The organism is Zunongwangia endophytica (assembly GCF_030409505.1).
Taxonomy (GTDB): domain Bacteria; phylum Bacteroidota; class Bacteroidia; order Flavobacteriales; family Flavobacteriaceae; genus Zunongwangia; species Zunongwangia endophytica.
The window spans coordinates 579,886-592,693 of sequence record NZ_JAUFPZ010000002.1 but is presented as its reverse complement, the minus strand read 5'-3'; the positions used below and the strand labels follow the sequence as shown (position 1 = coordinate 592,693).

General features: G+C 34.2%; 13 protein-coding genes. 7 read left to right on the top strand and 6 right to left on the bottom strand.

All coding sequences use genetic code 11. The features are described 5' to 3' along the window. Window positions 1-21: 21 nt before the first annotated feature. The 3 genes from QWY91_RS02755 to QWY91_RS02745 form a co-directional block, all read right to left on the bottom strand. Window positions 22-642 (bottom strand): hypothetical protein, encoded by a 621-nt coding sequence (locus tag QWY91_RS02755; RefSeq protein WP_290231476.1) that lies wholly within the window; start codon window positions 640-642, stop codon window positions 22-24. Between the two features lie 100 nt (window positions 643-742). Next, window positions 743-2,893: a TonB-dependent receptor gene (locus tag QWY91_RS02750; protein WP_290231474.1), complete on the bottom strand. Its 2,151-nt coding sequence runs from the start codon at window positions 2,891-2,893 to the stop codon at window positions 743-745. A 151-nt stretch (window positions 2,894-3,044) separates the two neighbouring features. After that, the gene (locus QWY91_RS02745) at window positions 3,045-4,352 is read right to left on the bottom strand and encodes an NAD(P)/FAD-dependent oxidoreductase (RefSeq protein WP_290231473.1); all 1,308 of its coding nucleotides are present in this window, start codon (window positions 4,350-4,352) and stop codon (window positions 3,045-3,047) included. 126 nt (window positions 4,353-4,478) lie between these two features. On the opposite strand from QWY91_RS02745, the gene QWY91_RS02740 reads away from it, so the two are divergent. Further along, window positions 4,479-4,973, top strand: coding sequence for an RNA polymerase sigma factor (locus QWY91_RS02740; protein ID WP_290231471.1), 495 nt, complete (start codon window positions 4,479-4,481; stop codon window positions 4,971-4,973). A 3-nt stretch (window positions 4,974-4,976) separates the two neighbouring features. After that, entirely contained in the window at window positions 4,977-5,618 is a 642-nt protein-coding gene (locus QWY91_RS02735; RefSeq protein ID WP_290231469.1) for a DUF8845 family protein, read from the top strand. A 26-nt stretch (window positions 5,619-5,644) separates the two neighbouring features. Here QWY91_RS02735 and QWY91_RS02730 read toward each other — a convergent pair whose 3' ends face one another. Then, window positions 5,645-6,457, bottom strand: coding sequence for a lysophospholipid acyltransferase family protein (locus QWY91_RS02730; protein WP_290231468.1), 813 nt, complete (start codon window positions 6,455-6,457; stop codon window positions 5,645-5,647). Between the two features lie 100 nt (window positions 6,458-6,557). Next, complete coding sequence (locus QWY91_RS02725) at window positions 6,558-7,196, bottom strand: NUDIX hydrolase (protein WP_290231466.1); 639 nt, start codon at window positions 7,194-7,196, stop codon at window positions 6,558-6,560. Here QWY91_RS02725 and QWY91_RS02720 point away from each other — a divergent pair. Continuing rightward, window positions 7,195-7,953, top strand: coding sequence for a peptidylprolyl isomerase (locus QWY91_RS02720; RefSeq protein ID WP_290231465.1), 759 nt, complete (start codon window positions 7,195-7,197; stop codon window positions 7,951-7,953). The two genes, QWY91_RS02725 and QWY91_RS02720, sit on opposite strands and share 2 nt — an antisense overlap. Window positions 7,954-8,224: 271 nt before the next feature. Here QWY91_RS02720 and QWY91_RS02715 read toward each other — a convergent pair whose 3' ends face one another. Continuing rightward, window positions 8,225-8,938 (bottom strand): RDD family protein, encoded by a 714-nt coding sequence (locus QWY91_RS02715; protein ID WP_290231463.1) that lies wholly within the window; start codon window positions 8,936-8,938, stop codon window positions 8,225-8,227. A 38-nt stretch (window positions 8,939-8,976) separates the two neighbouring features. Between QWY91_RS02715 and QWY91_RS02710 the strand changes: the two genes are divergently transcribed. Genes QWY91_RS02710 through QWY91_RS02695 form a run of 4 tightly spaced genes read left to right on the top strand, consistent with a single transcriptional unit; the run spans window position 8,977 to window position 12,790 of the window. After that, window positions 8,977-9,942 carry a stage II sporulation protein M gene (locus tag QWY91_RS02710; protein ID WP_290231461.1) on the top strand — a complete coding sequence of 322 codons (966 nt, stop codon included), beginning with the start codon at window positions 8,977-8,979 and terminating at the stop codon, window positions 9,940-9,942. Further along, window positions 9,932-10,795 carry a hypothetical protein gene (locus tag QWY91_RS02705; protein ID WP_290231460.1) on the top strand — a complete coding sequence of 288 codons (864 nt, stop codon included), beginning with the start codon at window positions 9,932-9,934 and terminating at the stop codon, window positions 10,793-10,795. Before QWY91_RS02710 ends, QWY91_RS02705 begins: the two co-directional genes overlap by 11 nt. Further along, window positions 10,792-11,559: a DUF4129 domain-containing protein gene (locus QWY91_RS02700; protein WP_290231458.1), complete on the top strand. Its 768-nt coding sequence runs from the start codon at window positions 10,792-10,794 to the stop codon at window positions 11,557-11,559. Before QWY91_RS02705 ends, QWY91_RS02700 begins: the two co-directional genes overlap by 4 nt. Further along, complete coding sequence (locus tag QWY91_RS02695; protein WP_290231456.1) at window positions 11,552-12,790, top strand: DUF4350 domain-containing protein; 1,239 nt, start codon at window positions 11,552-11,554, stop codon at window positions 12,788-12,790. Before QWY91_RS02700 ends, QWY91_RS02695 begins: the two co-directional genes overlap by 8 nt. Window positions 12,791-12,808: the final 18 nt, after the last annotated feature.

Here is a 12,808-nt window from a genome sequence, read left to right as displayed (position 1 = left end):
TTTAATTACGATCTATTTCATTTATTGCTGGCAACTTTCTAAAGCTTTTATGGCCTGGTCTTTTCCCCAGTTTGGATAAAATGGTGTATCGTTTTCAAATTCTTCAAAAAGGACGATAGAAGTCTCAATATCTTTGCAAATTGGTGCAAGATCGTTTCCAAAGAATTTTGCGCTCCCCATGGCAAATTGCGCTTTTTCAAACTTCACCCGTGGATTCTTTGGCTCAAGTTTTTCAGCTTTGGTATAAATTTCATTGATTTTCGGCATATATTTTTGTCCGTTAGTCATGGGATTCTGCATAATTTTCACCGTATAAATCAATGCTTCCAAAACTAATAGCTCCGCGTTTTCTTCAGTTTTTAATAGCGCAGATTGTAAGGCACCTTCGGCCTTTTTAAGTTGAGCTTCAACTTTCTTTTTGTCCTTGGTATTAAATGCTTCCGTAGTATTCACCAGCCCTAAATAATAATCTGGTAACCAGTTTTCTTGTTCTGCCGCTGCAACACGCTCAAAAATAGCGCTAGCGCTTTCGATATTCCCTTCCTCCCACTGTTGCATGCCTTTTTGCATCACTTCCTGGTATGTTTGTGCAGAGATAACTTCTGCAGCCGTAACTAATAATAAGATAATAAGTGCTTTCATGTCTATGATTGATTTTATTTGTAGTGTAAAATTGAATAAATACACTCGTACTTTAAAGAATAGGTTACTGAACCGTCAAAACTTTATACTGAATTGTATTTTAAAGTTGATCTAGCTGATTTCGGTTTTTATTATCACTAATTGTCCAAAAGAAACCAACAAAGAAAAACCGATCTGCCGTGGGTCTAACAGCTGTAGCGGAGTATCTACCTGAAGCATTTGGAGTATTTGAATACTCGTATCCAAAAACATTTTCGGTTCCTAAAACATTAGAAATGGAAACATATAAAATTTGCTGTTTGCTAACTAAATACGCCCAATTGAAATTTAAGCTATGATAAGATTTGGTTTTGCCAGCCATAAAACTAGAAGTATTTGGATCGTTAAATGGCCTACCTGAATTAAAATTATAAGTAAATCCTGCCTGACTTCTTAAAGACTCGATCCAGTATTTACTGACTATCGACAGGTTATGATTGGCGACAAAATTAGGAATAACTTTCTCCGGATAATTTTGATATTTTCTTTCTGAATCTATAAAGGAGTACGAAACCCAATAATCTAAATTTCTGTAGTGCCCATCTCTCCAAAAAATATCAATTCCTTTAGCATATCCCGAACCTGAATTTCCGAAATTAGAATCGTAGGTTATTTCGTTACCGGTATGCGTAAGTAGATCTCGATATTCTTTAAAATAAGCTTCTGCTCTCAAGGTTTTTGAAGCTTTAGAATATTGATAATTCAGAATATAATGCGTTGCTTTTTGCTGAAATAAATTCTGATTGAATTTTAAGTATTCTTGCGAAGCCTGCTGTTTAAAATTTCCAAAAGCAGTTGAAATTTGTTGATTTTTATCTAATTTATAAGCTAGCGATATACGCGGACTCACATAAACATCATCTAACAAAGCATCTTGCGTTGCTCTAAGTCCAACTTTTGCTGCAAGATCTTGTGTAAAGTAAATGTCCGCTTCAGAAAATATTGAAAATAATCCTGAAGTATAATTTGGATTAAAATTCCCTTCTTCCGATTGGTAAGATTGGTCAAAATCGGTATTAAAATATTCAGCTCCAAAATTCAGTTTTATCTTATCAGTAAACCTTTTGCTCACTTTGGTCTTTAAATGGAAGCTATTTTCAGTATCATCAACAGCTTCTGTATCCAAATCAATATCGTTTTGGCTATTTCCGTAACTTATTCCGCTAAATAAATGCCATTTGTTTCCCAGAGCGTGATCGTAAGAAGAATTCAGATAAAAATTATTATTATTTAAATCGACAGTTCGGCGTATTCCGTCTATTGGCTGGTTTACTTTAAAAGAAGTATAATCGTAAGCGGTGTAAACCTTTAATAAGCCATTTTTCATTTGATTTCTATAAACTACTTCTCCTGCAATAGACTGAAATGGTTTATCAAAAGTTATATTTTGATTGATTAGTGATTGATAAGGCCCTAAATTGGTATAACTAGCATTTAAAGTAATCGAGCTTTTCTCCCAATTCTTGGTTTTTCCAATTCCCAAACCTAAACTCATAAAACTAAGCTCGGTATTATCTTCTTCGGCTTTATCCTGAGTATCCATTACTAAAATACTGGAAAGGGCATTACCATATTCGGCACTGTAGCCACCGGTAGAAAATGACATTCCTTTAAATAAATAAGGCGAAAATCGTCCTCTGGAAGGTATATTTTGAACTGATGCATTATAAGGTTGCGCCACCCGAAGGCCATCGACAAAGGTTTGGGTTTCTGTAGCATCGCCACCACGCACAAATAATCGTCCACTTTCACCTACACTTTGTGTACCGGGGAGTGTTTCTAGCGCAGCGATGATATTCCCTACACTCCCGGCAGTAGTAACGATATCCAAAGGTTTTAACACGGAAGCTTCTGAAGTGCTTCCTGCTTCAAAATTACCAGCGTTGATCATTACCGCTTCTAAAACATCAAATTGTTCAGAAAGTTGAATTTCTAAATTATTGAAATTATTAATTTCTCCAGATATTTCTTTCGTTTTAAAGGAAAGAAATGAGATGATAAGCGTTTGAATTCCTTTTTTTTCTGAAGTAAAAGAAAATATACCATTTTCATCTGAAATTGCTCCGTCGTAAGTTCCTTTCAGATATATATTCGCACCAGCAACAGGTCGTTGTTTTTTATCGGTTACGATACCCGAGATTTCCTGCTGCGCAAAAGATACATGCGCAATAAAAAAAGTGAAGTAAAATAAAGCGAAGTAGTTGAAGTTCATTTTTGATTGATTTTATACTTCAAAAATGCTTCAGAAAAATCCAACTTCGTAAAAAAGAAAACTGAACTGTAATTTTTTAGGGATCAACTGAAAAAACAAAACCCGAATCTCTCGATTCGGGTTTCTTCTATCTTTATTCTGTATTGAAATTTTATACTTTTTTCTGGTTGGTTTCCAAATTTTCTCTATTCGATTTATACGGTCTTATAATAAGTCGTGCCGCTCGATCAAAATTAATATAATTGTATACCCAGTTACAAAATGTTACTAATCTATTTCTAAAACCTATTAAAAACCAAAGGTGTACGAACATCCAGATAAACCAGGCAAAAAAGCCTCCAAATGTAGATTTTCCTATATCTACAACGGCTTTATTTCTTCCAATAGTAGCCATACTTCCTTTATCAAAATAATCAAAAGGTTTTAATTTCTCACCATTTATAAGTTTCTTTAAATTCTTAGCTAAATGCTTTCCTTGCTGAATAGCCGGCTGTGCAACCATTGGATGCCCTTTTGGATATTCTTCAGTTTGCATCACAGCAATGTCGCCTATAGCAAAAATATTTTCGTAACCATTAATCTGGTTAAATGCATTTACTTCGTAGCGATTTGCTTTTTCGATCATAGCAGAAGCATTTAAACCTTTTACGGGCGCTCCTGTTACTCCGGCAGACCAAATTAAGGTTTCAGTCTTTAAAGCCAGATCTGTATTTGTGGTAACCAAATGGCCATCATAACTTTCTACCATGGTATTTAAATGAATCTTTACTCCTAAATCTTCTAAAAATTTCTGAGATTTTTCAGAAGATTTTTCACTCATAGGAGGGAGAACACGCCCTAAACCTTCTAATAAGTGAATATTCATTTCTGCTGGATTAAGATCGGGGTAATCTTTAGGCACGATATTATTTCGAAGGCCGGCTATAGCTCCACTCAATTCAACTCCGGTAGGACCAGCACCCACTAAAACGAAATTTAATAAGGATTTACGCTTTTCTGGATCTGTTTCAATTACAGCCTGCTCTAAATTCTCTAAGATGAGACTTCTAATATTTAATGCCTGCGGAATCGTTTTCATCCACATAGCATTCTTTTCAACACTCTCATTTCCGAAGAAATTCGTTTTAGATCCAGTGGCAATCACCAGGTAATCGTAAACAAGTTCTCCAATATTAGAGTGTATGATATTATTTTCTGCATCTATAGATTCAACTTCTGCATTTCGAAAGAAACATTTTTGCGAATTCCTTGTCACTTTTCTTAAGGGATAAGCAATAGAATCTGGTTCTAATCCAGAGGTTGATACTTGATATAAAAGGGGTTGAAAAGTGTGATAATTGTTACGGTCCAGTAAGACCATTTGAACTTCCTCGTGTAATAACTTTCTTGCCAGCGATATTCCGGCAAAACCGCCACCAATGATGACCACCCGGGGCAATTCGGTTCTGGGTATATTCATAATTATTGATTGCTTTACCGTAAAGTTACGGCTTAAACCATAAAAAAGAAGGGCATTAACGGTATTTTAAAGTTTTTGTGTAACAAAAAATAGTTTATTGCTACCTATAGAAGCTAATCAATCAATGTGGAGAAGGAATTAGAACATCAATTCGTCACAAATTTAGAGCGACATCAAAATATTGCGCATAAGATTTGCAGATTATATACGCACGATAGAGAGTCGCATAACGATTTGTTTCAAGAGATCACCATCCAGCTATGGAAGGCATATCCTAAATTTAGGGGTGATGCTAAGTTTAGCACCTGGATGTACAGAGTAGCATTAAACACCGCCATTACGTTATATCGAAAGAAAAAACGCGGTATTGCGACTCAGGATTTTGATACAGTACATTTCAAAATAAAAGCAGAAGATTATGATGACGAAGCAGAACAACAATTAGGATTGATGTACAGTGCGATTAAAGAATTAAATGATATTGAAAAAGCGCTTGTTTTTTTATATCTGGAAGACAAAAATTATAAAGAAATATCTGAAACATTAGGAATAAGTGAAGTGAATGCGAGAGTGAAAATGAATAGAATTAAAACGAAACTTAAAAGTGTTTTAAATCCGTAAACTATGGATGGATTAGAATTATTAAAAAAAGACTGGAAAAAACAGGAAGTAAATCTTCCTAAAGTTTCCTATGATGAGCTCTATAAGATGATCTGGAAGCGATCTTCTTCGATTGTAAAGTGGTTGTTTATCATTAGCCTTTGCGAGTTTGGGCTGGGTATTGCACTTAGCTTTTTCGTCATGGACGATAATTACTGGAAAAATATGGATAAAGTAGATTTAAGAGAATTTACTATCGCAACTAGTGTTATCCATCTAGTAATCTGGTTATATTTTGTGTACAAGTTCTATAAAAACTATCAAAAAATATCTTCTACCAGTTCTACTAAAAAACTGATGCAAAATATTCTAAAAACTAGGAAGACTGTTAAGCATTATATAGCCTACATCTTAATTTCCAGCGCTCTATTATTTATTGTCTATGCTTTCCTAATTATTTATCATTACGTTCACGAAACTCAAATTGCCAATAATCCTATAAGAAATTTCGAAACTTTAGATTATTTTAAATTTATAGGGCTAATCATACTTCTTTTAAGTGTTGTCCTCGGGGGAACTTGGCTATTCTATCGTCTTATTTATGGTATTTTACTAAAGAGACTGAAGAAAAACTATATGCAACTAAAAAATTTAGACAGCAATTAACACCTATGATTATACAAAAAACGCTGTTATTCTTCTTTGTAAGAATAGCGGCGTTTTTCATTTAAATGTTCGATTTCCACTAATTCCTCTGCTGGTATTACTTTTAAGAATGAAGAATGCTGCTCTATTGCATGTTCCAACTTTCCAACAATTTCTTCGACAGTATCATTCTCATAATCGATCTCCAAAGGTTCTTTTACCTGAAATGATTGCAGTATTCCACGTTTTTTAATGCGTAGCCCTTTTTTGTCGAAAGAACGTCTAAAACCATCGATAACTATAGGAACAACAATCGGCTTATATTGCTTTATAATATACGCTGTACCTTTACGAATAGGCTTAAATGGCGTCGTAGTTCCTTGCGGGAAGGTAATTACCCAGCCATCGTCTAAAGCTACACCTACATTTTTGGAATCATCTGGATTTACTTTTCTTTTTACTTCTTGTCCTTTAGAACGCCAGGTTCTTTCTACTTTAATAGCACCGGCATACGCCAAAACTCTGGCTAGCAATCCAGCTTTCATCGTTTCTTTGGCAGCAACATAATAGATGTTCATTTTTGGCTGCCAGATATAGCCTACATTTTTTATACTATCTACTCGCCCACTAAGACTCGCATTAAATACATGAAACATTGCCACAACATCGGCAAAGTAAGTTTGATGATTAGAAACAAATAAAACTCCCCTATCTGGTAAGTTTTTAATAATTTCTGAACCTTCAATATTTAATTCGTTGAATCCTCTATAACGACGATGTGTCATTAATCCGAATACACGAATAAGCCATTTTTTAATAAATAATATATGTCCAAATGGATTTTTTTTGAATAATCCCATAGTTTAGTTGGTCTATTGGTCGGAATTGAATCGTTTAATTCAGAATCTTAAATTTTACTTCATTTTTTCTGAAAAACCCACAAATATAAGAAATTCGATTTTATAGAATTTCCTGAAGCATTTCTCGAAGTTCACCGAGCATCATACCTGTAGCGCCCCAGACGATCTGATCGTTTAATAAGAATGCCGGAACATCAATATTTTCCATGTAAGAAGTACTCAAATTCTCGGTCACAAAATTTTTATCATCTAAAAAATCTTCAAGTTTTACTTCCAAAATAGCTTCTACTTCGCTTTCCTGCGGAATAAGATTGGGAGTTTCTGTCATTACCCCAATGTAAGGATGCACCCAAAAATTACTGGGCGGAATATACAATTTGGTTAAACCTCTAATAACTTTAATTTTATCTCGAGGAATACCTACTTCCTCTTCAGTTTCTCGCAAAGCGGTTTCTTCTATATTTTCATCTTCCTCTTCTACCCTGCCACCAGGAAACCCAATTTGGTTAGAATGCACTCCTTTATAAGTTTTTCTAAGAATCAAAACGAAATAAGTTTGCTCGTTTTTCGGATAAAAAACCGCCATTACTCCGGCGCTATTTGTTGTTTTTGCTGAAAAGTCTATTTTTTTAAGTTCCTGAACTCTAATAGAAGGCGCTAATTTATTGTGCGCAGCCTCGCCGGGCAGTTCAATTTTTTTTAAATTTGAAATTCTATTTTTAAACTCGAAAAATTCCATGTTTAAACGTGTATCAGTAATCGTAATTTTGGTTGTTAGTGTTTTCGCAAGTTGTGAAGATAAGAAAACTTCAGGCGAAAATAATTCAGAAAACACCTCAGAAGCCGTTAAAAATAGCATAAAAAGCGAAGATTCGGCAAAAAACAAAGTCGATTCTTCAGAAATTGAAAATAACGAACAGAAAATAAAAACTGCGAAAGACACCGCTTTTCCCATTCAGCAAGAAAAATTGATACCTTTTTTAACCGAATATGGAAAAAAGAATCCAGAGAATAAAGTACGTATTACCACCTCTTTTGGATCTTTTGAAGTCACTTTATATCGTGATACCCCACTGCACCGTGCTAATTTTATTATGCTTATAAAAAATAATTATTTCAACAATACTTATTTTCATCGGGTAGCGCCAAATTTTGTGATTCAGGGAGGTAATTCAGATAATGCTTCTACCAACAAAAAAAGATATGCTATCGGTGATTACCTAATTCCGAATGAATTAAATGCAGGACACACCCATAATCGTGGAGCTTTTTCTGCAGCAAAGTATGCCGAACAGAATACCAGCAAAGCATCGAGTCCGTTTGAATTTTTCGTTGTTCTCAATCCCAACGGCGCACATCATTTGGACGATGAACATACCGTTTATGGTTATGTTTCCAAAGGAATGGATGTAGTCGATAAAATTTCTCAAGTCGAAACCGGACAATCAGAATGGCCAATCGATAATATAGAAATGCAGGTGGAAATTATTGAATAGTTTTTCAGTTTGCAGTGAGCAGTCTCAGTTGGTAGAGATCAATTAACAGTTAGCAATTATCAATAATCTAAGTTTTACAGTTCAATTTTCAATGAAGAATGTCTGGTTTCTAGGCTCTAATATCTTAACCTTTAAGAGCGTTTTAGTCAATTGACAGTTTCAGTGAGAAGCAATCAATTAACAGTTAGCAATTATCAATAATCTTAATTCTGGAGTTCAATTTTTAATTAGGAATGTCTAGTGTCTAGAATCTCAAATCTAACTTCTAAGTTTACTGTTGCGTAAAATAGTTGTAATCTTCAATCACTCGTTGTACAAAAACCATTGGTTTTTCTTCAAATTTCACTCCGAGTAAGTTGGATAATTTTTCAGCTAAAGCGATAATAATATTATGATTGCCTTTTATTCGAGCATTTCTATAAATCTCTTTAATTTCCTGTACATCCCTGTCGTTCAAAACTGTTACCTGAGGATATTTTGGGAAGTAATCTTCAGGAATTTCAACTGCTAAAGTATTGGCTAAGCTCACTTTTCTTTTTTCAGAAATCACCGTTGTTTTTGCAGCCATATCGCCTAAACGCTGTCCTTTACCATTTAGTAAAATAGTAACTACAGCGATGCTTCCACTTCCTAAACTAATGTCGATAGTTCGCAGCAACCAGCGTATCAGATAATTTGAAAAAGCAGGTCGAGATCCATCCAATTTCACCACGCGTATTTTCAATGCAGATTTTCCGGGAGTTTTCCCATCCCAAAAAGTTTCGAATAATAAATAATAAAGAAAAATAGGCAAACCTATCACCACATAGTACACGCCTTCGCCAAAACGATCGGCTTCTAAACCTGCCAATAATAGCATGCTAAGAATACCGTAGGCGGCAATTATAAAAAAATCTACTAAAAATGCTAAAATTCGATCACCAATAGAAGCCGAATTTTGCTGAATTCCGATATTTTGAGCGGTTTCAATTTGAAAATTATCCATTAAATATGTTTCTTTGAGGATCTAATTTAATCCTGAATATGCGCGAGGCTGCTTTTGTGAAGCAAAATAAAGATAAATGGCTCAAGTTTGAAAGTCTCCTGAAAAATAATACTAATATTTCTCCGGATCAGCTTTCTGCTGCCTATGTAGAAATTACAGATCACTTAAGCTACGCCAATACTTTTTATACAGGAAGTAATACTGCTCGCTACCTTAATGATCTTGCATCCTCTGCGCATCGTATGATCTATAAAAATAAAACGGAATCGAAGAATAAGTTTCTTTTATTTTATACGAAAGAGTTTCCGTTATTTTTCTACCAATATCAAAAACAGCTTTTATTCAGCTTTTTGGTATTTGCCATATTTGCCACAATTGGTGCTTTTTCTGCGGCAAGCGATGCTAATTTTGTACGTGCTGTCTTAGGCGATGCTTATGTAAACGCTACGTTAAATAATATCGAGAATAACGATCCCATGGCTGTTTACAAGCAAGCATCAGAAACAGATATGTTTTTGGGGATCACCATAAATAATGTTAGGGTTGGCTTAATGGCTTTTACCCTTGGCGTTCTTGGCGGTTTAGGAACGTTGGTAATAATCATGCAAAATGCAATCATGTTAGGTTCATTTCAGTATTTCTTTTACGATAAAGGCTTACTTTGGGAATCGGCAAGAACCATTTGGATACACGGTACTATAGAAATTTCAGTAATAATTATTGCAGCATGCGCCGGTTTGGTTGTGGGGAAAAGTATTTTATTCCCAAAAACTTACAGCCGATTGCATTCTTTTGTAACCGGTATTAAAGACGGATTAAAAATCATCATTTCTACCGTTCCTTTTTTTATTATTGCAGGATTTTTAGAAGGATTTGTAACAAGACATACAGAAATGCCAGATGCGCTGGCTATTTTAATTATAAGTTTATCGTTAATATTAATCGTGTGGTACTATGTAATATTGCCACATCGCTTGCACAAAAAAGTTGTTGATGGAAAATAATGTTTTCAGATTTAGAAAAACAAGAGATTTTGGAGATCTGTTAAGTGATACTTTTAAGTTTATACGGGAAAACGCAAAAAACTTTTTCAGTATAAATTTAAAAGTCTGTGCTCCGTTTTTGGTAGCACTAATCCTGACTAATGCCTACTATACATATATGACCATTGGCATTGGCTTTGAAGGTTATACAAATTTAACAGGATTTCTAATCCCGGCGCTCATAAACATGCTCGCTCTTTTTGTCTATATCACCGCACTTTATCTAAGCGTGTTCAACTATGTAAAATCATATATTGCGAATAACGGAATTGTAAGCGAGGAGGATGTCAAAAACGGACTCAAAAATGATTTAGGCAGCGGTTTAGCAATTAATTTGATTGTTGCGATGCTTATCTTTATCGCATTTATTTTCTTAATTATACCAAGTATATATTTGGGCGTTGTCTTTACTGTTGCTTTACCGATTTTAGTTTTTGAGCAAAAAAGTGTTGGTGATACCATATCTTCTTGCTTTAAGCTTATAAAAGATAATTGGTGGATAACCTTTGGTTTGCTCATAGTCTTTGGGATAATTATGTACGTGATAAATGTGGTTTTCCAACTTCCGCTAATAGTTTATATGCTTGTAAATATGATCTCGGGGATAGATGCGGGCGTAGAAACAATTGCCGAAAATATGGAAAACAAAGATCCTATTATGATGATATTATCCATATTGGCTTCGATAGCACAATACATATTATATATTATTACGCCTCTATTTATGAGTCTTGTGTATTTTAATTTACACGAAGAGAAAAACTTCACTGGTACTTTTGAAAGTATCGATAAGCTTGGTAACGATCAAGAATGAGAATATTAATCTATTTTCTTTTATTGCTGAATTTCAATTTCGCGTTTTCACAGCAGGATTCTATTGCTGAAAATAAAGCGGAACTACAAGAGGTACGCTATGATGAAAATAGCAATCTTAGTCCGCTTCAATTTGAAGAAACCACTATTAAAAATCTTAAACAAAACGAAGATTTTAATTACTTAGAAGAAGAACAGCATAAAAACTGGTGGCAGCAATTTAAAGAGTGGATCAATCAAAAATATCAACAATTACTAAATTGGTTATTTGGCGATTATGATGCTGGTAGCTTCTTTGGCTTTATTATAAAAATAATTCCTTATATCCTTTTAATCGGTATAATTATTCTGGTGATCTGGCTATTTACCAGAATGAATCCCGGCAAGAATATTTTACAGGAATCACAAACAGCAAAGGTTTACCTGGACGATGAAGAAGAAATTATCCAGAATGCAGATATTCCCGCTTTAATAAAAGAAGCTATTGAAAATGGCCAATATCGCTTGGCTGTTCGTTACTATTATCTACAGGCGTTAAAAGAATTAGATCTTAAGAACTTTATCGATTTTGAAGCTCAAAAGACCAACGACGATTATATTTCAGAAATAAATAATACGCAATTAAACAGCATTTTTAAAAAAGTTACTCGCATTTACAACTTTATCTGGTACGGCGATTTTCGGGTTTCTAAGGATGACTTTCTATTGGCAGAGAAAGGATTTTCAGAATTAAATACCAATATCAAAAACACCAAGAATGAGTAGATTTTATAAAATTGCGCTTGGTGTTTTTATACTCCTAATAGCATTCCTAACCTATCTGGAAGCTATCGAGCCTACTCCTATAAACTGGTATCCCAGCTACGCCAAACAGGATAAAATTCCATTAGGAACCTATGTTTTTTATGAAAACTGGAAAGCCAGCAATACTGATAATTTTAAAGAGATTAACATCCCTCCTTTCGAGTATTTAAGCGATAGTGCGAGTATCGAAAATGGCACCTATTTCTTTTTAAATAATTATGTGAATTTTGATGAAGATGAATTAAATAAATTGCTGAATTGGGTTGAAAAAGGAAATACCGCTTTTATAGCTTCAGATGTTTTTGGGGAGCATTTTTTAGATACACTAAATTTAGAAACAAAACCATATAACAAGAAGATTGAAAATGAAATCAGTTTTATTCCCAAAACCGAATTAGATCTGGTAAATCCAAATTTTAGCCAGGATGGGCCGTTTGAAGTTCCGCATGAGTTTAGTTCTATTTACTTCAGCAAAATAGATACGTTAAAAACGACCATTTTAGGAACGGTAAAATATGATGATGATACGATAAGTGAACCGCAAATAAATTTTATTGAAAATGAATTTGGCGAAGGAAAGATCGTCTTGCATAGCACTCCAGAAGCTTTCGGTAACTATTTTATGCTGAAAAATAACAATTTTAAGTATGCTGAAAATGTATTAGCTTATATCGATCAAGATCAGCCAATTTACTGGGATAATTATTACAAAACCGGTAAAGCCCAACCTACAAGTCTGTTGTATATCATCATGCAAAACAAGCCATTCAAATGGGCATATTATCTTATGATCATTGCATCGGTGCTATTTATTATTTTTGAAGGAAAGCGGAAACAACGCGCAATCCCGGTGGTAAAACCTCTAAAAAATCAGTCGTACGAATACACACAAACTATTGCCGATCTTTACCTTGAAAAGAAACAAGTAGACGAATTGACTAAAAAGCGTATTCAGCATTTTAAAGAATATATTCGTACAGAAATGAAGCTCGATCCCGATAAAAAAGGAGATGAATTTTATCCAATTTTAGCTGATAAAACAGAAAATTCTATAGATTTTATAAAGGAATTATTTGAAAATATAGAGGCGGTAGAAAATAAGAAAGCTACAGCACAGGATTACGAAAATATAAGTAAAGGCATTCATAAATTTAAATATGCGAACGCCAGAAAAACCAAAAATATCGTTTGATTTTCTATAAAATCAACT

What these genes read in the sequence shown, in the direction of transcription:
- QWY91_RS02735 (WP_290231469.1), top strand. Translation starts at nt 4,977, where the DNA reads ATGGATGGATTAGAATTATTAAAAAAAGACTGGAAAAAACAGGAAGTA.
- QWY91_RS02710 (WP_290231461.1), top strand. Translation starts at nt 8,977, where the DNA reads ATGCGCGAGGCTGCTTTTGTGAAGCAAAATAAAGATAAATGGCTCAAG.
- QWY91_RS02730 (WP_290231468.1), bottom strand. Translation starts at nt 6,457, where the DNA reads ATGGGATTATTCAAAAAAAATCCATTTGGACATATATTATTTATTAAA.
- QWY91_RS02715 (WP_290231463.1), bottom strand. Translation starts at nt 8,938, where the DNA reads ATGGATAATTTTCAAATTGAAACCGCTCAAAATATCGGAATTCAGCAA.
- QWY91_RS02750 (WP_290231474.1), bottom strand. Translation starts at nt 2,893, where the DNA reads ATGAACTTCAACTACTTCGCTTTATTTTACTTCACTTTTTTTATTGCG.
- QWY91_RS02745 (WP_290231473.1), bottom strand. Translation starts at nt 4,352, where the DNA reads ATGAATATACCCAGAACCGAATTGCCCCGGGTGGTCATCATTGGTGGC.
- QWY91_RS02705 (WP_290231460.1), top strand. Translation starts at nt 9,932, where the DNA reads ATGGAAAATAATGTTTTCAGATTTAGAAAAACAAGAGATTTTGGAGAT.
- QWY91_RS02720 (WP_290231465.1), top strand. Translation starts at nt 7,195, where the DNA reads ATGTTTAAACGTGTATCAGTAATCGTAATTTTGGTTGTTAGTGTTTTC.
- QWY91_RS02725 (WP_290231466.1), bottom strand. Translation starts at nt 7,196, where the DNA reads ATGGAATTTTTCGAGTTTAAAAATAGAATTTCAAATTTAAAAAAAATT.
- QWY91_RS02700 (WP_290231458.1), top strand. Translation starts at nt 10,792, where the DNA reads ATGAGAATATTAATCTATTTTCTTTTATTGCTGAATTTCAATTTCGCG.
- QWY91_RS02695 (WP_290231456.1), top strand. Translation starts at nt 11,552, where the DNA reads ATGAGTAGATTTTATAAAATTGCGCTTGGTGTTTTTATACTCCTAATA.
- QWY91_RS02755 (WP_290231476.1), bottom strand. Translation starts at nt 642, where the DNA reads ATGAAAGCACTTATTATCTTATTATTAGTTACGGCTGCAGAAGTTATC.